Source organism: Zoogloea sp. (genome assembly GCF_017302315.1).
Classification (GTDB): Bacteria; Pseudomonadota; Gammaproteobacteria; order Burkholderiales; family Rhodocyclaceae; genus Zoogloea.
The window spans coordinates 43,023-62,889 of sequence record NZ_JAFLDT010000012.1; the positions used below are offsets into that span (position 1 = coordinate 43,023).

Below are 19,867 nucleotides of genomic sequence, written 5' to 3' on the forward strand. Positions count from 1 at the left end.
TCACCAGTCGGTGGGGCAGCCGGTGCAGCCCTCGAAGGACGAGTCGGGGAAGATGGTGTAGCGCAGCAAGGCACCTTCCAGATTGGCGTTACGCAAGTTGGTGGCGTTGAACTTGGTTTCCTGCAGGTTGGCGTTGGTCAGGCGGGCACCGACGAACCATGCAAAGGGCGTGCGCGCAGCCTCCAGGTTGGCCACCGTGAGGTCGGCACCGGTGAAGTCCGTCCGCATCAGTTTGGCGAACTCCAAGTCGGTGCCGATCAGTTTGGCGTTGCGGAAGGAGGCGCCGGGTGCGTTGACCTTTGCCATGCGGGCACCACTCAGGTCTGCACCGTCGAAGATGGCTCCCGCCAGATTGGCGGCACGCAGGTCAGCCCGGGCCAGATTGGCGCCGGTGAAGTCTACGCCGGCCAGGTCAAGGGCAGAGAGATCCTTGTGGCGCAGGTCGGCGCCCCGGCAGCGGGCGTGGGGCCACATGCCGCAGGTGCCGTAGACCTGGGGCTCGGCAGGGTTGCCGGCAGCGGACACGGGCAGGTTTACGATGCTCAGCCCCGCAAGCAGGGCTGACAGCATTGGACGAAGCATGGGAAGCTCCCTGTTGGGGTCGATTCAACCGCCCGTTGTGTTCGGCGGTCGAACGGATTCGACCCCCCGGGTGGCATTGGTGCAAGGAGAAAAAAGCCCGGGCCGGCCGGAGGCGTTCCGGCCCGGGTTGCCCTGATCAGCGCGCGATCTTGGGCAGCTTGAAGGCCCAGAAGGACGAGCCCTGGGTGACCTGCTTGGTCAGGTCGGCCATGTCGCCGCCCCACAGGGGCACCGCACCACCGTAGCCCGAGGACATGCCGATGTACTGCTCGCCATCCATTTCCCAGGTGATGGGCACCGACACCACGCCGGAGCCGGTCTGGAACTTCCACAGTTCCTTGCCGGTCTTCGCGTCGAGGGCCTTCACGTAGCCATCAGACGTACCGGTGAACAGCAGCCCGCCAGCGGTGGTGAGGGTGCCAGCCCACAGGGGGAACTTCTCTTTCTGCTCCCACACGATCTTGCCGGTCTTCGGATCGATGGCGCGGATGGTGCCCACGTGGTCATCAAACAGGCGCTTGATACGGAAGCCCTGGCCCAGATAGGCGGAGCCCGCCTTGTAGGTCAGATTCTCGGTCCAGTAGTCCATGGCCCAGTGGTTGGCCGGGATGTAGAACAGGCCGGTGTCCGGGCTGTAGGACATGGGCATCCAGTTGGTGCCGCCCAGGAACGGGGGGGACACGAAGATGCTCTCGCCCTTGTCGGCGCCTTCCTTGACCTTGGGTGGGTGCTGGCCTTCCACGATGATGGGCTTGCCGGTATTCAGATCAAAACCCTTGGCCCAGGTGATGCCATCGACGAACGGGTAGGCACCGATCAGCGCGGTCGGTTTGTTGGGGTAACCGGCACCGTTGGTCAGCTTTTCCCGGTCGGTCACGAAGAAGAAGCCGTTGCGGTCGGCGTGGGCCGAGGCCTTCACCATCTTGCCGGTCTTCGGATCCTTGTACTCAAACAGCACCACGGAGTTGTTGCCGGAGAAGTCCCAGGCATCGTTGGGGGTGTGCTGGAAGAAGCCCTTCAGTTCGCCGGTGCTGGCGTCCACATAGGCCTGACCGGAAGTGAACAGGCTGTCCCAGTTGCGCGGATCGTCGCCTTCCTTGGTCCGCTTCCAGGTGTTCCACGGGGCCGGGTTGCCGGTGCCGATGACCACCATGTTCTTCTCGAGGTCGAAGCTGGCGGTCTGCCAGGGGGCGCCGCCGCCGTGGCTCCATGCTTCCACCTTCTTGCCGTCCGGACCTTCCGGCCAGCTGGGGGCCTTGGCGTCGCCGGTGTAGGTGCTGTCCTTGCCGTTCAGGCGGCCCATGTGGCCCTCCACCATCGGGCGGGCCCACACTTCCTCGCCGGTCTCGGTGTCGCGGGCAAACAGCCAGCCCACCACGCCGAATTCGTCACCCGAGGAGCCGTGCACCAGCAGAACCTTGCCGCTCTTTTGGTCCTGGATCACGAAGGGAGCGCCGGTCATGGTGTAGCCGACCTTGTGGTCGCCCCACTTCTTCTTCCACACGACCTTGCCGGTGTCCTTGTTGAGGGCCACGATGCCGGCGTCCAGGGTGCCGAAGTAGACCTTGTCACCGTAGATGGCGGCGCCACGGTTCACCACGTCACAGCAGGGGCGGATGTCCTCGGGCAGGCGGGCTTCGTACTCCCACAGTCGCTTGCCGGTGCGAGCATCGATGGCATAGATGCGGGAGTAGGAGGCGGTCACATAGATCACACCGTCGTGCACCAGCGCCTGGCTTTCCTGGCCGCGCTGCTTCTCGCCGCCGAAGGAGAAGCTCCATGCGGGTACCAGACCAGCGACGTTCTTGGTGTTGACCGTCTTCAGGGTGCTGTGACGCTGGGCCTTCAGACCGAGGCCGTAGGTGAGCACGTCACCGGGGGTCTTGTCGTCGTTCCGGATGTCGTCCCACGTGACTTTGGCGCCCACCGCGTGGGCGGAAGTGCCGAATGCTGCCGCGAGGGCGAAGGCCAGGAGGCCGGGCTTGAGATTGACACGTCTGTTTTTCATGGTGAGTCCTTGTCTCCGGAATGTTGTCGTTCGTCGCTTCCGGACCTGCCCCCCTTGTGGTGCCACGGCCCGGAACGAGGCGCAGTATGGAAGCGCCTTCCACGTGTTGTCGTGGGAAGGGCTCCCACCGGGGGCGGGAAGTTTTCCCGCCGGTTCCGGGATCTGGCACATGCCTTGCTGATCCACTGCCATAAATCAAGAACAAGGAGGCGGGCGTGGATCTGCGCTGGAGACTGTTTGGCTACGTGCTTGGCTTTGCCATGGGCTTGCTGGTGATGGCGGTGGCCTGGGTGGGGCTGGCCCTGCGGGATGATGTGGCCGAGGAGATGGAGGCCTCGACCCACCTCGTGAACACCATCCTCGCCTTGCGCGCATCGGATGGGCAAGGGAGTGGCGAACTGGAGGCCCTGCTGGCAGGTGGTCAGTTGCGACACGTTGCGCTGTCCGTGGAGCGCTCCAATATGGAGCAGGGTGTTGCGCCACAGGCCGATGGCATCCTCCCGGCCCTGGTGGATCACCTGATGGACGGGCGCAAGATCCACGAGCGGCGCATTGCCCTGGGTGATCGCGTTTTGGTGATCCGCGCCGATGCCCGGGCGGAGATCCAAGAGGTGTTGCGCGATGGCGTGCGCATCATCGCCACGCTGGTCGTCTTCTCCCTGGGGATGGCCGTCGTGGCCTGGCTTGCTGCCCACCGGGCCTTGAAACCGGTGCGGGAGCTGGAGCAGGGGCTCGCCCGCATCGGGCGCAGTGAAGAGAAGATCACGCTGCCACCATTCCGTCTGCGGGAATTCGCCAGCATCGCCAGTGCCATGGAGCGTCTTTCCGTCGAGCTTGCGGAGACGCGGGCGGCCCGTCAGCAGCTTGCCCGGCAGTTGCTGGAGCTGCAGGAAACCGAACGGCGGGAGCTGGCACGGGAGTTGCACGATGAGTTCGGTCAGGCCTTGACGGCCGTCAGTATTTCCGCCGCTTACATTGAGCGCCATGCCGGCCGGGCATCTCCGGACGACTTGGCGGAAAGTGCCCGTGACATACGCAATGAATCCACACGAATGATCGGTCAGGTTCGGACTCTCCTCTCCCAGCTGCGCCCCCATGGTCTGGAGGGCTTGCAGATGGTGGATGCGCTAAATGATCTGGTGAGCGGCTGGCGTGGCCGGGCGCCGGACATTGGTATCGAGACAGCGTTTCCATCCACCTTGCCGGCTTTGCCGCCGGCGGCAGGGCTGGCGCTCTACCGGACCCTGCAGGAATCCCTGACCAATGTGCTACGTCACAGCGTGGCAAGTCGGGTCTGCCTGTCGCTGCAGCAGGTGGGCAAGGCGGTGGAGCTCACGGTGTGTGACAACGGCGTTGGTCAGGTGGCGGACGTCGTGCGCAAGGCCCGCGGCGGGCTGCTCGGCATGCGGGAGCGGGCCGAGATGGCGGGCGGGCGGTGCTGGCTGGACGAGGCGCCAGGTGGCGGTCTGCGTGTGCATTTGAGCCTGCCCCTGAGCCAGGGACAGGCCTGAGGAGGGCTCGATGACGATCCGGATCCTGTTGGTGGAAGATCACGCGGTGGTTCGTAATGGCTATCGGCGCCTGTTTGATGCGGAAGACGACATGAGCGTTGTCGGAGAGGCCGCGTCCGCCGACGAGGCCTATGCCCGTCTGGTGGAACACGGTGCCGACCTCGCCATCGTCGACCTGAACCTGCGCGGCAGCAGCGGAATTGATGCCATCCGGCGCATGCTGGCGCGGGAGCCCGGCCTGAGAGTGCTGGTGGTCTCCATGCATGACAACCCCAGTTATGTCACCCAGGCCATGCGCGTTGGCGCCTTGGGTTACCTCACCAAGAACAGTGAGCCGGCCGAGTTGCTCGATGCGATCCACGACGTGGCAGCTGGCCGGCGGGTGCTTTCCCCCGATGTGGCCCAGGCCCTGGCGGGGGCTGCCCTCGATGGAGAGGCGCTGTTGTCCCGCCTTACCCCGCGGGAATTCGACGTGCTGCGCCTGGCGGCCAGTGGCGAGTCGCCCTGTGCCATCGCCAGCACGATGCATCTGAGTCAGAAGACCATACACAACCACATGTCCGCCATCCGCCAGAAGCTGGACGCGGACAACGATTTCAAGCTGCTGCGGCTTGCCGCGCGCTACGGACTGATCGACTGGTCGGCGAGCCCGGCGTGACGATGGAGCCCGGATGAACGCCTTTTTTAGTCAAGGAGAAGAAAGATGAACGCCTTACACAAGATCGCCCTGCTGGCCGGTCTGGGCATGGCCGCAACGTCTGCCTGTGCGGCCGTGGACGACGATATGAAGGCTCTGGCTGCTAAGAGCGGTTGCCTGACCTGTCACGCCATCGAGCATGGCGCGCCTGGCCCCAATGGCATGGCTCCCATCGGCCCCGCCTGGCAGGACGTGGCCAAGATGTACAAGGGCAAGCCGGGTGCCGACGCGTTCCTGACCCGTGTGGTGCTGGAAGGCTCCAACCCCTATGGCAGCCACTGGAAGGACCAGGTCAGCGGCCTGGCCATGCCCCCCAACAAGGTGGCCATCAAGGAAGCCGATGCCAAGAAGCTGGTGAAGTGGATCCTCACGCTGGCCCCCAAGTAAGGGTGTGAAGCGCGCGGCGCTGGCCGCGAAGGATTGCATGTTGTGAAGAACCCCGTTCGTCCCCCCGTCGGGGTTTTTCCTTTTTTGGCGCCTACATCAGGCTGCCGATCTCCTCGAAGTGGGCATCCGCCAGGGTGTTGTCGGCGGAGAACACGATCTGCAGGATGAGGTCTGTGTGGCCGCCGAACCAGGTTTTCGACAGGGGGATCTTGCCGAAGACGCAAGGCCCGCCCCGGGGACGGAGCTGGGAGATGTTGGGGCTGCGCTCGACCAGCGCCTGGCATTCCGCTTCGGTCTTTACCGAGAAGGTAGTGCCGCGGGCGGTGAGCCGTCTGCTGGCGTCTTCGAGTGTCATTCCCGGCCGGAATTCGGCCTGCATCTCGGCAGGCAGGGGGCTGGGCGCCGGGGCGCAGGCCGACACGGTGAGAAGGATGGCGCTGGTGAAAAGGGCGCGTGGTTTCAAAGCATGCTTTCGTGAAGGGCGATCTGGAGGCGAGTATCCCACAGGGGACGGTGTCCGGCATCCGGGGAGCGTCACCGGATCCGAATCCCCCTAACGGGCTCGGGTGGCGTGACAGCGCATATATATATGGCAGGTGTTTCGAAGGGCAATCCGACTACCCTGCCCGCAGCCATCGAAGGGGCGACCAATGCGTGTAAATGAACCTGCCGCGCGACCCGATTTCGTCACGCGCTCAGGGGGCGGCGTGCTGGCGCAGTTTGCGGTAGAGGGTCGTGCGGGTGATGCCCAGCTCGCGGGCGGCGGCAGAGATGTTCCCCTTGTGCCTGGCTACCGTGTCGCCCACCAGACGACCTTCGGCCGCCCGCAGGCTTTGGGCGGCCGGTGCGGGTGAGGTGAGCTCGGGGTCGTCCGTGAGCTCCTGGGGCAGATGCTCCGGCGTCAGGGTGTCTTCGTCGGGGGCCAGCATGGCGGCGGCGAGGCGCAGGGCGTTGCGTAGCTGGCGGATGTTGCCCGGCCACGGGTGGCGGCGGATCAGGTCGAGGGATGAGGCCGAGAGACGGATCGGCCGTCCCGGCGATTCGTCGTGGAGCAGGCGCCGAGCCAGTGCTTCGATGTCACTGCGCTCACGCAGGGCCGGCAGTGACAGGCTCATCGCCGAGAGGCGGAAATACAGGTCAGGACGGAATTCGCCACGTTCGCACAGTGCTTTCAGGGATCGATGGCTGGCACATACGAGGGACAGGTCAATGGTTTCCTCCGAGCCGCCCCCCAGCGGTGTAACCCGGCGGCTTTCAAGGACGCGGAGTAGCACGGCCTGCAGCTTCAGGGGCATGTCGCCGATTTCATCCAGGAAGAGGGTTCCACCGTGGGCCTCCCGCAGCTTGCCCTTGGCGCCTTCGCTGCGGGCGCTGGTATAGGCTCCCGGGGTGTAGCCGAACAGCTCGGCCTCGATCAGGTTGGCCGGGATGGCGGCGCAGTTGATGGCCACAAAGGGGCCGTTGCGGCGTGGGCCGCTCTGGTGGAAGGCCTGGGCGAACACCTCCTTGCCTGTCCCTGTCTCACCCTGAACGAGGAGGGGAATGTCGCGGCCGAGAATACGCCGGGCGCGCCGGATGGCATGTGTCAGTGACTTGTCACCCAGATCCAGGTCGTCCAGAGTGGGCAGGGGCCGGGTCGGGTGTGCCGGACGATTCTCTCGCGATCCGGCGATGTTCCTCACGCGCTGCAGATTGCTGACCAGCACGCAGGCGACAAATTCCCGACCGAGGTGACTGCGCAGGGTCGTGGGGTGCGCGCTGCTCTGGAGGGCATGTTCGAGCAAGGCATTCCAGCGTGTCTCGAAGATCTCCCAGAAGGGCGGGCGCAGAACGCGCGTGTCGGTCAGGCCCAGAAGGCGTTCGGCGCGCCGGTTGCACGCCAGGAAGGCGCCTCCTTCGTCGAAGACGGCAAGGCCTTCGAGGGGAGAGGCAAGGGCCTCGGGCTGGTGGTGGAAGCGGATCACGACGGCGGCGTCGGCCACGGTCTCGATCAGGCGATTCTCGATGATCTCCGCGGTGGTCTGCAGCAGCGCCTGGGCATGCACCTGGGTGAGGCGGGCACTGGTGGACACGTCCAGGATGCCCAGAACCCCCCCCGTCGGCGCATGGATGGGGGTGGCCACACAGGTCAGGAACTTGTTGCGGTCCAGGTAGTGCTCTTCGCCGATCACCGCGACGGGGCGCTGCTCTGCCAGAGCCGTGCCGATGGCGTTGGTTCCCATGGCCGCCTCGGACCACGAGTAACCCGGTTTGAGGGCAATGCGGGCCGCACGCTCCAGGAAGTCAGCGTCGCCCACCGAGCGCAGGATGGTGCCCGAGTCGTCGGCCAATAGGATGGTGGACGAGCTACGGGCGATCTGCTGGTGCAAATGCTCCATGATGGGTTGGGCGTAAGTGACCAGACGGGCATTGGCCTCAAGGCGGTCGGACAGGGCTGCGGTGCGGCTGCGCTCGTCGGGCTGGCGCTCGTCGGGCCGCAGCCCGCTGGCGGCGCAGCGCTCCCAGGAGCGCCGGATGGCTTCCGCGGTTTGATGGATGGTCTTGGGGTCCGTGTCTTTCACGAGACTCAAGCAGCACGAAACATGCCCGTGGCGTGGATGGCTCTTGGGCCGCTGCGCGAAACGCCGCGTGGAGTCTGGATCTCGCGCTGCCAAAGGGTTTCCGCCCGAATGGATGCGCTTTCACTGCCGCGCCGGACGCCGCCGTGTGGCTTGCCGGGTGATCAGTTGTTCAATGTTGGCGTAACGCTATGGAGCAGGTGTTCAGGCTCTGAGCACGGGTTGCCCGCGCGGATATTCGCGCATTCAGCGCAAGTTATTGTTCGGTATGTTGTTTTTTTAGGTTACGGGGGTTCCGCACACTTTTTGCTGATAGCCCGGGCAAGGCGGTTTTCGGGCGGCGTCACGCCGTCCGGTTTTTTTCATCCGGCCTCGCCTTGCCGACCAAAATCAACTCAGAACAAGGAGGAGCACATTCATGAACGTTGTCCAGCTGGTTTGCGCTGTCGCGCTGGGTCTTGCCGCCGTATCGCCGGCCGTGGCGTCGGAAGAGATCATCAAGAAGGCACGCTGCGTGGCCTGTCACGCGGTTGACCAGAAACGCGTCGGCCCCGCCTACAAGGACGTGGCGGCCAAGTACAAGGGGCAGGGCGATGCTGTGGCAGTGCTGAGTGCAAAGATCCGCAACGGTGGCACCGGCAACTGGGGGCAGATCCCGATGCCTGCCCATCCGGCCGACAAGATCAGCGATGCCGACCTGAAGGCGGCGGTGGAGTGGATCCTCAAGTTGTGATCCGTATTCGGCGATGAAAAAAGGCCCGTGAGGGCCTTTTTTGGGTTGCTCCAGGGTGGAGCAGATGCTCCATTTTGGAGCAGATGTGTTCAATACTCGGTCTACTGCTCCCGCTCGGCGACGCTAGCGGATGGTGACGCCCCAGGGCAATTCGCCGACCTGGATTTCCGAAATGGCCTCGAGTCGCTGGGTGTCGATCACCGTCACGCTGTTGGAGCGGCCGTTGGCCACGTAGAGCTTGCGACCGTCGGGGGTCACCGCCATGTTCCACGGGCGCTTGCCAACGGGAATGGTGGCCTCGACCTGATGGTCGCTGGTGCGGATCACGCTGACGGTGGCGTCTTTCCCATTGGATACATAGGCCCGGCTGCCGTCCGGCGCCATGGCCACACCGTTGGTGTAGGTGCCGGCCTTGATTTCGGCGATCACCTGGCGACTGTCCATGTCGATGGCGTAAACCATGCTGGCCAGCTCGCAGGCCACATACGCACGCTTGCCATCCGGTGTGAAGCCGATGCCACGGGGGCGTTTTCCCACGGGAATGCTGCCCACCTGGCGACGCGCCCTGACATCAAGCACATCCACCTGCTCAGCGTTCTCGGCGCTGACCAACAGCCAGCGGCCGTCGGGGCTGAATACGGCGTGCTCGGGGTTGTCCCCCTCGACCTTGATCTCGGCGATCTGCCGACGTTTGCGCGCATCCAGCAGTACTACGCTGTTGGATTCCTCCACCGCGGCCGCGATCAGGCGATTGTCGGCGGAGACGCTCACGCCTTCGGGTGACTCTCCCAGCTTGATGCTCTTGATCTGCCGTGCCGTCTCGATATTCACCACCACCAGACTGCTGCTGGGCGCTTCACTGATATAGAGATGGGTGCCGTCGGTGGCAATGCCGCGTGGGCGCTTGCCGCCGGGCAGGGTGCGTACCACCGTGTCGGTGGCCGTGTCGATGACGGACACGGACCCGGATTTCTCGTTGGGCACGTAGGCAAACGGGGCGGCCAGCCCGCTGGCCGGCAGGATCAGTCCGGCCAGCAGGGCGCCCAGCAGGCGGGCGTGGGGGAAGGGGTTCATGGTCTCAGAGGGTTGGGGGCTGGTAGGTGATGCCGTGACGGGCGAACAGGGCTGCGACCGTCCCATCCTTCTGCAGTTCCTTGAGCGCGGCGGAGAGTGCGTCGGCAAGGGCTGCTTCGTCGGCCTTTACCGCCATGCCCAGTGGCCAGTGATTGAACTTGAGTTCGGGCATCTGCACGGCCTCGACCACGAAGCGCGCATCCTTGCCCAGGGCCGCTTCGATCTCCGAACGGGTGCCCATCACAGCAGCCAGTTCACCCGCCTTGAGCTTGTCGATGGCTGCGGCCACGCTGGCAAAGTGCACCACGTTCTCGCGCAGCCGGCCATTCAGCGCGCCGAGCAGGAAGCCATCTGCCAGGGTCCGGCCTTCCACGCCGATCTTCTCCCGGGTGAAAATTTCAAGGGCGGCGGCTGCCGAGCCGCGGATCGGGTTGATGCGTTGCACCCGGGCCACCGCAATGGATTCCAGGTGATAGGGCCCGAAAATCTGGACCTTGTCGTTCTTGCCCTGCAGGTAAGAATCCACGGGCACGTGCATCATCACGTCGGATGGTTGGGCGCCCAGGTAGTGCCCCTTCCAGACCATGTTGCGCAGGTCGTCGTCCATGTCTTCGTCGGCGTTGTAGCCGACCACCTGCACGGCCAGCCCGAGCTGCTTGCCAAGGGCTTCCGCGAGATCCACGTCGATTCCCTTGCCCTGATTTGAATAGGGGGGGAAGCTATTGTAAACGGCCACCCGCAAGCTGCCGCGCTTGCGGATGTCGGCCAGGCTGTCGGCCCTTGCCGGCAGGCTGGCCGCCAGTGCGGCGGCCCCGGCGGCAAAGAGGAAGCTGCGACGATCAGTCGGCACGCACGGTCTCCAGCCAGGCGCGGATGGTCCACATGGCTTCCTGGCTCAGGATGCCCTCGAACGGGGGCATGTAGACGCGGCCGTCGCGGGTGGCACCCTTGCGGATGCGCTGCATGAAGATTTCGTCACCCTCTTCACCGGCAGGCAGGTAGCGCAGGTCGGGGGCAATGCCGCCGGACACGGCGCCCAGGCCGTGGCAGCGGGCGCAGTTCTGGTTGAAGGCCGAGTCGCCGATGCGGATCGCCTCCTTGTTGCCAAGGTAGGGGTTCTTGGGCAGCCAGTCCTTGCCAAGCTGCTTCAGGGACGAGGTGTCGACGGCCTGGGGAACGACGTCACCGTGAGCCATGGCGAGGCTGGCGGCGAGGGTCAGGGCGGCGGCGGAGAGGATGCGAAGAACGGAAGCGTTGCGGAAAATCACCTGGATCACCTTTGGTCATGATTGGAATTCATCGAGTGGACCGCGGGTTGGCAGGCCACCGTGTGCCAGTCGAATCAGCAAGGGGCGTGCCAATTTCGGGTGACGCTTCCTGGGGGTGCCGGGGTGCTTGGTGGCACAGCCGGTTTCGAGTTTTTCTTATGAGCCGATAAGGTGGCCCAACACTTGCTGTAAGGGAATCGTAGTGGAGCAGTCGCGTTGTTGAAATGTGACCCACCTGCTACATTTTGGAGCAGGTTCAGAAAATCGGCCCATGTGCCGAAGATAATCCGCATAAGCGGAGGAGGAGATGATGCAGGTTCCATTCAGTGTGGAGGCCCGTTCGGTGAGCCTTCAGGAAGCGCGGTCTCTGTATTTCGGTCGGGGCGAACTCCCGGAAGCCCTGCTCGACCAGAATGTACTGCGCTCCTGGGAGCGTTGCCGCCAGGCGGGCCTGGACCCGTCCCGGGTCGAATGTGGTGAGCCCAATGTGCGCGGCGTCACTGAAGCCAGGGAGCGCAATCGCACCCTGATTTCCCACGCCCAGCCCGTGCTTGAACACCTCTTCGAGCAGATCCGAAATTCTCACAGCATGGTCATTCTGGCTGACGCCCGGGGCATGGTGCTGCAAAGCTACGGCGATGCGGACTTCCTGAGTCGTGCCGAACAGGTGGCACTGCATCCCGGTGCCAGCTGGCACGAATTCGAGCGTGGCACCAATGCCATCGGTACCGCGCTGGCCGAACGGGGTGCAGTCAACGTGTTCGGCTCCGAGCACTTTTTCGAAGGCAACGCCTTCCTCACCTGCAGCGCTTCACCCATCCAGGACGCCCAGGGCCGTCTGATGGGGGTTCTGGACATTTCCAGTGACTACCGCGCCTTCCAGCGACATTCCCTCGGCCTCGTAAAGATGTCTTCCCGAATCATCGAAAAACGCCTCTTCGAATCCGAATTCGCCCACCAGGGCTTGCTCAGTTTCCATTCCCGCCCCGATCACGTGGGCAGCCTGTGTGAAGCCCTGCTGGCCATCAGCCCCGAGGGCGACCTGCTGGGCGCCGATCAGGCCGCCCTTGAACTGCTGGGCATGCGCCGCGAGGATCTGCCCCGGCGGCACTACAACATGCTCTTTGATGTGCCCCTGGGCACCCTGATCGACCGGGCGCGCCGCGACCCTTCCTCGTTGATTGCCATTTCAGGTCGTAACGGCGAACGTTTTTATGCCCGCCTGCGGGGCAATTTCGGTTCCATGGTGTCCGGTGCCCAGGCACTGTTGGACGCCAAGGGCGAACGCCTGACCGGCCGTTCCCGTCAGGACGCTATTGCGCCCGTGCCGGCACCGGCGGGTGCGGTACCCCCCACCGGCGCCAAGCAGCGGCTCACGCTGAAATCCCTGTCCACCGGTGACGAACGTCTGCAGGCCGCCATCGACAAGGGCACCCGCATTCTTGGCCGCGATATCCCGATTCTCATCCAGGGTGAGTCCGGCGCAGGCAAGGAAATGTTTGCCAAGGCCTTTCACAACAGCGGCCCGCGGGCAGCCGGCCCCTTCGTAGCCCTCAACTGCGCGGCCATTCCCGAAACCCTCATCGAGTCCGAGCTCTTCGGCTATTCCGGCGGGGCCTTCACCGGGGCGCGCAAGGAAGGCGCGGTCGGCAAGATCCAGCAGGCCCATGGGGGCACCCTGTTCCTCGACGAGATCGGCGACATGCCCCTGTCCCTGCAGGCGCGCCTGCTGCGGGTGCTGCAGGAGCGTTGCGTCACGCCCCTGGGGACCAACAAGAGCATTCCGGTGGACATCACCCTGGTCTGCGCCACCCACCGGCGCCTGAAGGAAGAGGTGGCACGCGGGGGCTTCCGCGAAGACTTGTACTATCGTCTCAACGGCTTGTGCATCAATCTGCCGTCCCTGCGTGAGCGCAGCGACATCGACAGCCTGATCGAGAAGCTGTTGCTTGAAGAGGCCGGGCCCGACCGCAAGGTCCGGGTCTCGCGCAAGGTCATGGATGCCTTCGTCAGTTATCGGTGGCCGGGTAACATCCGGCAGCTCAACAACGTGATCAAGGTGGCCATTGCGCTGCTCGACGATGACGAGGAAATCATCGAGACATGGCATCTTCCGGATGACATCTTCGAGGAGATCAGTGAGATCACCCATCAGGTCGCTGCGCCGTCGCTGATGAACGGATCCGCCCGCGCCTGCGTTGCAGCACCGGTCGGCGCATCGGCGGCGGGGGGCATGGGAAGTCTGGAAGAGATCGAGCGCGAGATGATCCAGCGCACCCTTGAAGCCGAGAACGGCAACATCTCCTCGGCGGCCCGGCGCCTCGGCATCAGCCGCAACACCCTGTACCGCAAGCTGGGGCGTTTCTGAGGTCGGCGCCTCACCTCTACTTCTCACAGCCCTCCCCGTGAGGGCTGTGTCAATTTCAGGCTGCGTCTTTGTCAGCCACCGTTGCTTGGCGCGGCGAGGCGGCGCAGGCCGCCATTGCGCAGGGTTTCCGAGGGCAGTTCGCCAAACATGGCCTTGTAGTCGGCAGCAAAGTGGGACAGGTGCCAGAAGCCCCAGCGGGCGGCAACGTCGGCCACCGACTCCTTGGCGCCATCCGACTTGCGCAGGGCTCGCCGCACACCGTTGAGGCGCATTGCACGCAGGAAACTCACCGGGTTGAGCTCAAGTACGTCCTGGAAGCTGTATTGCAGGGTGCGTCGGGAAACATCCAGTTCCGCACACAGATCGGCGACGGTGATGGGTTCGTCGATATGGCTGCGCATGTATTCCCTGGCCCTGTCCACGATCTGACGGCGGGCATGACTTGTCTGCGGGGGTCTGCTGATTTCGCTCCCGTTGCCGATTGCGGCTATCAGGCTTCCATACACCGCCTGCTCCAGCGCCTTGCGCATGGCCGCATGTTCAAGAACGTGCGGCGTGGTCTTGACGGTGTTGAGCACCGTCAGCAGGAATGAGCGCAGTTCATCGGCCTTCTCGGGGCGGCCGTGGATGATCCGCTGCTTGCCGATTTCGGCTTCGATGTCGCGCCCCTCGATACGCTTTGCGTAGTCATTGAGGGTTGCGGTGTCTGCCGTCACGGCGATGATGTCGAGGAGGCGCGGCGTGCGGAAATCCAGATCCTCGCCACCCTTGAGCGTCAGCATTGAATTGCGGTCGAAGGTCTCGCCGCAGTACCACCCCTCGCCGTCGGCTTCAAGGGGAATACCGAAGGTTCGCGAGCCTTCCCAGGGAAATCCGGCTTCGTGGACGATCTGATTGGTACGCTCACGGAATATCTGGATATTGCCGAACCACACCTCTTCAATATGCCCACTGAATCGTCCGGGCGAGAGCTGTTCGTAGTCCTGTTTCCAGTGCTGCAGGCTGCGCGCATGGTCGTGGGCGTCGTCACTTGCAGCGGCGGCGAATGAGAAATGCTCGCTGTTCATCGAGCCTTCCTGCAGGGCTGAAAAGGTCATGGTGTGCGTTCTCTCTAGGGGTGTTGACGCGCCTGTAGGTCGACGCTCCATCTTCAAAGTAATACCAATGCCCCGAATTGCGCAAGGGTCTTGTACCGCTTCTTGTTGCACGCCCGAAAATGGTGCGCTGCACACAAAAATCCCTTTTTTGGACAGGTACTTGCACCATTTTGGCATTGCCAATCTCGGATAACGCCGCGGGGCCTGTCGCCCTCAACATCTGCTCGACCGCAGACCGGAGACCCCCTCCGGCCTGAGGCAGATCCCGGTATCCGAATGGTTCCGGGAGACAGATGAACAGGTGCCCTGGCAGAGAGAAGAAACGTACCGGGCACCGCGGCAACCAGGAGGAAAACGTGCTGCGAAAAGCCCTTGCGGGAAGCCTGCTGACCACGGCGCTGGCATTGGGAGCCAGTGCCGGCGCCATGGCGGAGCTGCCCACGGAATCGATCACCACCGGCAAGCTGCCGCCCCCCAACCCCTACCGGATTTACCTGCACGACGTGGCCATCGGACACATCGTGGATGGACGCCTCCATGTCATCGATGGCGACAACCTGCGCTACCAGGGCGTGATCGCCACCGGCCTGGCCGGCCAGGCCGCCCTGTCGGCGGACCGCAAGGAGATCTTCGTTGCCACCACCTACTACTCGCGCCTCAGCCACGGTGTGCGTACCGACGTGGTGGATGTGCATGACGCCCAGACTCTGGCACTCACCGGCGAGATCGAGATCCCGCCGCGCCATGCCCAGTCCCTCCACTACAAGGGCACCATCCGGCCCTCCGCCGACGGGCGCTGGCTGTTCGTGCAGTACGCCACCCCGGCCACCTCGGTCGGCATCATCGACCTGAAGACCCGCAAGGCAGTGAATGAAGTGGCCACCCCCGGCTGCTGGGCCATCCTGCCGGCGGCCAGCGTGGGTGGGCGGTTCTCCACCGTGTGCGGTGACGGCACCCTGCTGACGGTCAGTCTGGACGAGGCCGGGCAGGTGCGCACCCAGAAGCGCAGCGCCCGCTTCTTCGACCCGGACAAGGATCCGATCTTCATCCACGGCGAGCAGGACGGCGACACCTACCGCTTCGTGTCCTTCCACGGCGAGATCCACACCGCCCACGTGGGTGGCGAAGTGGCCAGCTATGACGCACCGTGGTCCGTGCTCGGCGCCGCCGACCGCAAGCAGGGCTGGCGCCCGGGCGGCTACCAGGTGTTCGCCCAGCACAACGCCAGCGGGCGCCTCTACGTCGGCATGCACGACAAGGGCAAGGAGGGCAGCCACAAGACGCCGGCCAAGGAGATCTGGACTGTCGATCTGGCCAGCAAGAAGCGCATCGCCCGCAGCCCCGGCAACGATGCCATCGCGCTGGCCGTCAGCCAGGGCGAGCGCCCGCGGCTGTTTGCCTACGACGGGGTCAAGGCCGCCATCGCCGTGTTCGACGCCAGCCGCAAGCTGACGCTGAGCAAGCGCATGGAAGGCGTTGGCGAGACGCCCACCCAGATGGAGCTGCACTGATGGACACCCTCGCCCTTGACCCCGTGCTGGCGCGGGCCTGTGGCGCGGCGCTGGCCGTGGTGCTGCTCACCGGCGCCTGGCAGAAGCTGCGCGACCTGGCGGTGTTCGAAGCCTCGGTGGACATCTACCGCCTGCTGCCGGAGGCCCTCGTCCCCCTGTTTGCCCGGGCCTTTCCCGCACTGGAGGCGCTGGCCGGTGTCGCCCTGCTGTTCGACACCACCCGCAGCGCCGGCCTGCTGATGGCCCTGGCCGTGCTGGGCGTGGCCACCGCCGGTGTCATCGCCAACCTGCTGCGCGGCCACACCGAGATCGACTGTGGCTGCGGCGGGGCAGAGGGCCACACCACCCTCACCTGGGCCCTGCCGGTACGCAACACCCTGCTCCTGATCGTCGCCGTGCTGGGCGGGCAGGACGGCAGCGGGCGCGACCTGCTGTGGATCGACTACCTCTCCGTGGCCGGCGGCACCCTCGCCCTGCTGGGCATCTACGCCGCCGCCAACCAGCTGATGGCCAATCACCCCCGACTGATTCAACTGAGGAACTGATCATGAACGAAGCCCTGATGATTTCGAACGTCCTGCTGTGGGTCGCGGTCCTGGCCGCCCTCGTGGGCCTCTTTGCCCTGGCCCGCCAGATCGGCGTGCTCTATGAACGCGTTGCCCCCATGGGCGCCCTGATGATGGACACCGGCCCCAAGGTTGGCGAGGCCTCGCCGGTCTTCGACCTGCCGGCCCTGGTGGGCAACACCCGCGTCACCATCGGCCGCCCCGGCGACAAGAGCACCCTGCTGTTCTTCCTGTCGCCCACCTGCCCGGTGTGCAAGAAGCTGCTGCCCATCCTGCGCTCGGTGAACAACACCGAGAAGGACTGGCTGCGGGTGATCCTCACCTCCGACGGCGAACAGCCCGAGCACCTGGCCTTCTACGAGAAGGCCGACCTGAAGGAATTCCCCTACGTCCTGTCCAGCGAGCCGGGCATCGCCTACCGCGTCGCCAAGCTGCCCTACGCCGTGCTGCTCAACGAGCACGGCCGGGTGGTGGCCAAGGGGCTGGTGAACTCCCGCGAGCAACTGGAAAGCCTGTTCACCGCCAAGGAGATGGGCGTGGCCTCGGTGCAGGAGTTCATCGACCACCAACACGCCTGAGCGCCCCCGAACCCAAGGAGAGAAGACATGAAATGGCTGGATGATCTATTTGAGCGGAAGACCCGCAAGGTGGCGCAGCAGAGCTCCCGGCGCGGCGCCCTGATCCGCATCGGCAAGCTGATGGTGGGCACCGCCTTCGTGCTTCCGGTGCTGCCCTTCGACCGCAGCGCCCAGGCCGCCGCCGGCGCCGCCCGCAAGGCCGCCAACGCCAAGCCCGGCGAGACCGACTGCGAATACTGGCGCTACTGTGCACAGGACGGCTACCTGTGCTCCTGCTGTGGCGGCAGCGCCAACACCTGCCCGCCGGGTACCGAGGCCTCCAAGGTGGCGTGGATCGGCACCTGTCGCAACCCGGACGACGGCAAGGACTACCTCATCAGCTACAACGACTGCTGCGGCAAGACCGCCTGCGGACGCTGCCTGTGCAACACCAACGAGCGGGAACGGCCGGCCTACCGGATGGGCGTGCATAACGACATCAACTGGTGCATGTCCAACGACTCGTCCATGTTCCATTGCACGCTGGCCGCCGTCGTCGGCGTGGCGGACGGGCAGGGCTGAGGCGGTCATGCGCAGCCTGCTTGCCTTCTTCCTGAGCGCTGCCGCCCTCCCGGTGGTGGCTGCCGACGGTGCCGCGGTGTTTGCCGCCCACTGCGCGGTATGCCATCAGCCGGGCGGGGTCGGCCTGCCCGGCCTGGCGCCCCCGCTGGCCGGCACCCTCGGCGAACGCCTGCAGGTGGCGGGCCGGGGCTACCTGCCGCGGGTCGTCACCCACGGCATGGTCGGCCCCATCACCGTCCAGGGGCAGCGCTACACCGGGGCCATGCCGCCCTTTGCCGCCCAGCTGCCCGACGATGCCCTGGCGGCCGTCCTCAACCATGTGCTCGACGGCTTCAACGCCGGCGCCCTGCCCGAGGGGCATCAGCCCTACACGGCAGCGGAGCTGGCCGAGGCGCGGGCCGAACGCCTGGGGCCCAACGACGTGCGCAAGCTGCGTGACGGGGCCGTGCGCAAGGGGAGCGGATCATGAAGCCCACCCCGGTACTCTCCCGCCTGGCCCTGCTGGCCGCGGCCTTGCTGCTGTCGGGCAGCGCCCTGGCCGATGCCAACCTGGCGGCACGCCGCCAGTACATCCTCCACTGCACCGGCTGTCACCAGGCCGATGGCAGCGGGGTGCCGTCGGGCGGCGTGCCCGACATGCGCTCGCAGCTCGGCCACTTTCTCAAGGTGCCCGAGGGGCGGGCCTTCCTGGTGAAGGTGCCCGGCACCTCCAACGCTGCGCTCTCCAATGCCGACATTGCCCGCCTCCTCAACTGGATGCTGCGCAGCTTCTCCGCCTCCACCCTGCCGGCCGACTTTGCGCCGTACACCGAAAGCGAGGTGACCGCCCTGCGCGGCGCACCGCTGGACGACGTGGCGGCAGCCCGGGCGACCGTGGTGAGCCGGCTGGCGGAGCAGGGCATCGTCATCCGCTAGCCACCGATTCAATTCTTCGACAGGGAGTCACATCATGAAAAGAAACGCCTACCTCTCCTTCCGGCCCCGGGCCCTGGGCTGTGCCCTGGCCCTGGCCTTCTCCATGTCGGCCCAGGCCGCGGTGAGCGAGCAGGACGCTGCCCGCCTCGGCAAGGACCTCACCCCCGTCGGCGCCGAAAAGGCGGCCAGCAAGGACGGCAGCATCCCCGCCTGGGACGGTGGCCTCAGCAAGGTGCCGGCAGGCTGGAAGCCCGGCCGCCTCGACCCCTACGCCGCCGACAAGCCCCTCTATTCGGTGGATGCCAGCAATCTGGACAAGTATGCCGACCGGCTGCCCCCGGGCCAGGCCGCGCTGATCAAGGCCTACAAGGGTTACAAGCTCGACGTCTATCCGACCCGCCGCAGCTGCCCGGCCACCGACCTGGTGGCCGAGCGCAGCAAGAAGAACGCGACCTTCGCCAAGATCGGCGATGACGGATGGCGCCTGGAGCAGGCCCACACCGCCGGCGTGCCCTTCCCGATCCCGAAGAGCGGCGTCGAAGTGCTGTGGAACTACAAGACCCGCTACACCGGCCTGGGCCGCCGCGCCCAGATCGCCGCCCTGATGCCCGAGAAGGACGGCAGCATCGTCGAGCTACGCCAGTGGGCCTTTGAGCTCTACCCCTTCAATGATCCCAAGACCAACACCCTGAAGGATCTGGAGGGCATCGACTCCAAGCTGCTGTTCGACGTGCTCAGCCCCCCGTCCCGGGCCGGCGAGGGCTATCTGATCCACGCCTACCTGGACAAGCCCCAGGACGCCTGGATCTACTTTCCGGGCCAGCGCCGGGTGCGCCGCTCGCCCACCTTCGCCTATGACAACCCCATCGCCGGCTTCGACAACCTGTACTTCGTGGACCAGATCAACATGTTCACCGGCGCCCCCGACCGCTACGACCTGAAGCTGGTCGGCAAGAAGGAGATGCTGGTTCCGTACAACAGCTACAAGCTGATCGACAAGAAGAACAAGTTCAAGGACATGCTCGGACCCGAGTACGTGAAGCGTGACTTCATGCGCTATGAGAACCATCGGGTGTGGGTGGTGGAGGCCACCGTCAAGGGCGACAAGCGCCACAGCTTTGCCAAGCGCGTGTTCTACATCGACGAGGACTCCTGGGCCCTGCTGCACGTGGATATGTATGACGCCAAGGGCAACCTGTGGCGCGTGCAGGAAGGCAGCCTGTGGGCTGCGCCGGATGTGGGAGCGTGCATGTCCTACGAGTACCAGATGTACGACCTGGTGGCCCGCCGCTACGTGACCGACAACTGGACCGCCGAGGGCGAAGTGCTGGATCTCACCGCCGGCAAGGAAGGCCGCGTCAACGCCGGTACCTTCAGCCAGGACGAGCTGCGCCGCCGCGGCGAGCGCTGATCCCGCCCCCCAGCCAACGATCCTTACCCAGGAGTTTTCCAT

20 protein-coding genes are annotated in these 19,867 nt (G+C 65.2%); 12 read left to right on the forward strand and 8 right to left on the reverse strand.

The features are described from left to right. Together J0L98_RS06355 and J0L98_RS06360 are read right to left on the reverse strand one after the other, a co-directional pair. A complete protein-coding gene (locus J0L98_RS06355) occupies positions 1–582 on the reverse strand; it encodes a pentapeptide repeat-containing protein (protein ID WP_296410749.1) in 582 nt (193 codons plus the stop codon). 136 nt (positions 583–718) lie between these two features. Further along, positions 719–2,590, reverse strand: coding sequence for a methanol/ethanol family PQQ-dependent dehydrogenase (locus J0L98_RS06360; RefSeq protein ID WP_296410750.1), 1,872 nt, complete (start codon positions 2,588–2,590; stop codon positions 719–721). 215 nt (positions 2,591–2,805) lie between these two features. On the opposite strand from J0L98_RS06360, the gene J0L98_RS06365 reads away from it, so the two are divergent. The 3 genes from J0L98_RS06365 to J0L98_RS06375 are packed head-to-tail and all read left to right on the forward strand — an operon-like array spanning position 2,806 to position 5,185. Continuing rightward, positions 2,806–4,101 (forward strand): sensor histidine kinase, encoded by a 1,296-nt coding sequence (locus J0L98_RS06365; RefSeq protein WP_296410751.1) that lies wholly within the window; start codon positions 2,806–2,808, stop codon positions 4,099–4,101. Between the two features lie 10 nt (positions 4,102–4,111). Continuing rightward, positions 4,112–4,759, forward strand: coding sequence for a response regulator transcription factor (locus J0L98_RS06370; protein ID WP_296410752.1), 648 nt, complete (start codon positions 4,112–4,114; stop codon positions 4,757–4,759). A 45-nt stretch (positions 4,760–4,804) separates the two neighbouring features. Beyond that, entirely contained in the window at positions 4,805–5,185 is a 381-nt protein-coding gene (locus tag J0L98_RS06375) for a c-type cytochrome (protein ID WP_296410753.1), read from the forward strand. A 91-nt stretch (positions 5,186–5,276) separates the two neighbouring features. Here J0L98_RS06375 and J0L98_RS06380 read toward each other — a convergent pair whose 3' ends face one another. Together J0L98_RS06380 and J0L98_RS06385 are read right to left on the reverse strand one after the other, a co-directional pair. Continuing rightward, positions 5,277–5,648, reverse strand: a complete 372-nt coding sequence (locus tag J0L98_RS06380; RefSeq protein ID WP_296410754.1) for a hypothetical protein — start codon at positions 5,646–5,648, stop codon at positions 5,277–5,279. Between the two features lie 232 nt (positions 5,649–5,880). Further along, on the reverse strand, positions 5,881–7,746 hold the full coding sequence (locus tag J0L98_RS06385; protein ID WP_296410755.1) for a sigma-54-dependent Fis family transcriptional regulator: 1,866 nt from the start codon (positions 7,744–7,746) through the stop codon (positions 5,881–5,883). Positions 7,747–8,161: 415 nt separating this feature from the next. Between J0L98_RS06385 and J0L98_RS06390 the strand changes: the two genes are divergently transcribed. Then, positions 8,162–8,476, forward strand: coding sequence for a c-type cytochrome (locus J0L98_RS06390; protein ID WP_296410756.1), 315 nt, complete (start codon positions 8,162–8,164; stop codon positions 8,474–8,476). Between the two features lie 123 nt (positions 8,477–8,599). Here the strand turns inward: J0L98_RS06390 and J0L98_RS06395 are convergent, their stop codons facing one another. From J0L98_RS06395 to pedF, 3 genes are read right to left on the reverse strand one after another with little or no spacing between them, the layout of a single operon-like run. Continuing rightward, entirely contained in the window at positions 8,600–9,550 is a 951-nt protein-coding gene (locus J0L98_RS06395) for a beta-propeller fold lactonase family protein (RefSeq protein ID WP_296410757.1), read from the reverse strand. Positions 9,551–9,554: 4 nt separating this feature from the next. Then, on the reverse strand, positions 9,555–10,400 hold the full coding sequence (locus J0L98_RS06400) for a transporter substrate-binding domain-containing protein (RefSeq protein ID WP_296410758.1): 846 nt from the start codon (positions 10,398–10,400) through the stop codon (positions 9,555–9,557). Then, complete coding sequence (gene pedF / locus J0L98_RS06405) at positions 10,390–10,815, reverse strand: cytochrome c-550 PedF (protein ID WP_296410773.1); 426 nt, start codon at positions 10,813–10,815, stop codon at positions 10,390–10,392. Before pedF ends, J0L98_RS06400 begins: the two co-directional genes overlap by 11 nt. Before the next feature lie 310 nt (positions 10,816–11,125). Here pedF and J0L98_RS06410 point away from each other — a divergent pair, with 310 nt between their 5' ends. Further along, on the forward strand, positions 11,126–13,186 hold the full coding sequence (locus J0L98_RS06410; protein ID WP_296410759.1) for a sigma-54-dependent Fis family transcriptional regulator: 2,061 nt from the start codon (positions 11,126–11,128) through the stop codon (positions 13,184–13,186). A gap of 71 nt (positions 13,187–13,257) precedes the next feature. Here J0L98_RS06410 and J0L98_RS06415 read toward each other — a convergent pair whose 3' ends face one another. Then, positions 13,258–14,283, reverse strand: a complete 1,026-nt coding sequence (locus J0L98_RS06415; RefSeq protein WP_365954335.1) for a helix-turn-helix domain-containing protein — start codon at positions 14,281–14,283, stop codon at positions 13,258–13,260. Between the two features lie 356 nt (positions 14,284–14,639). Between J0L98_RS06415 and J0L98_RS06420 the strand changes: the two genes are divergently transcribed. From J0L98_RS06420 to J0L98_RS06450, 7 genes are read left to right on the forward strand one after another with little or no spacing between them, the layout of a single operon-like run. Then, positions 14,640–15,794, forward strand: coding sequence for an amine dehydrogenase large subunit (locus J0L98_RS06420; RefSeq protein WP_296410760.1), 1,155 nt, complete (start codon positions 14,640–14,642; stop codon positions 15,792–15,794). Beyond that, positions 15,794–16,339: a MauE/DoxX family redox-associated membrane protein gene (locus tag J0L98_RS06425; protein ID WP_296410761.1), complete on the forward strand. Its 546-nt coding sequence runs from the start codon at positions 15,794–15,796 to the stop codon at positions 16,337–16,339. Before J0L98_RS06420 ends, J0L98_RS06425 begins: the two co-directional genes overlap by 1 nt. 2 nt (positions 16,340–16,341) lie before the next feature. Then, the gene (gene mauD, locus J0L98_RS06430) at positions 16,342–16,938 is read left to right on the forward strand and encodes a methylamine dehydrogenase accessory protein MauD (RefSeq protein ID WP_296410762.1); all 597 of its coding nucleotides are present in this window, start codon (positions 16,342–16,344) and stop codon (positions 16,936–16,938) included. Positions 16,939–16,965: 27 nt separating this feature from the next. After that, on the forward strand, positions 16,966–17,499 hold the full coding sequence (locus J0L98_RS06435) for a methylamine dehydrogenase light chain (protein ID WP_296410763.1): 534 nt from the start codon (positions 16,966–16,968) through the stop codon (positions 17,497–17,499). 7 nt (positions 17,500–17,506) lie between these two features. Then, positions 17,507–17,968: a cytochrome c gene (locus J0L98_RS06440; protein WP_296410764.1), complete on the forward strand. Its 462-nt coding sequence runs from the start codon at positions 17,507–17,509 to the stop codon at positions 17,966–17,968. Further along, positions 17,965–18,414, forward strand: a complete 450-nt coding sequence (locus tag J0L98_RS06445) for a hypothetical protein (protein ID WP_296410765.1) — start codon at positions 17,965–17,967, stop codon at positions 18,412–18,414. Before J0L98_RS06440 ends, J0L98_RS06445 begins: the two co-directional genes overlap by 4 nt. A gap of 34 nt (positions 18,415–18,448) precedes the next feature. Then, on the forward strand, positions 18,449–19,825 hold the full coding sequence (locus tag J0L98_RS06450; RefSeq protein WP_296410766.1) for a DUF1329 domain-containing protein: 1,377 nt from the start codon (positions 18,449–18,451) through the stop codon (positions 19,823–19,825). Positions 19,826–19,867: the final 42 nt, after the last annotated feature.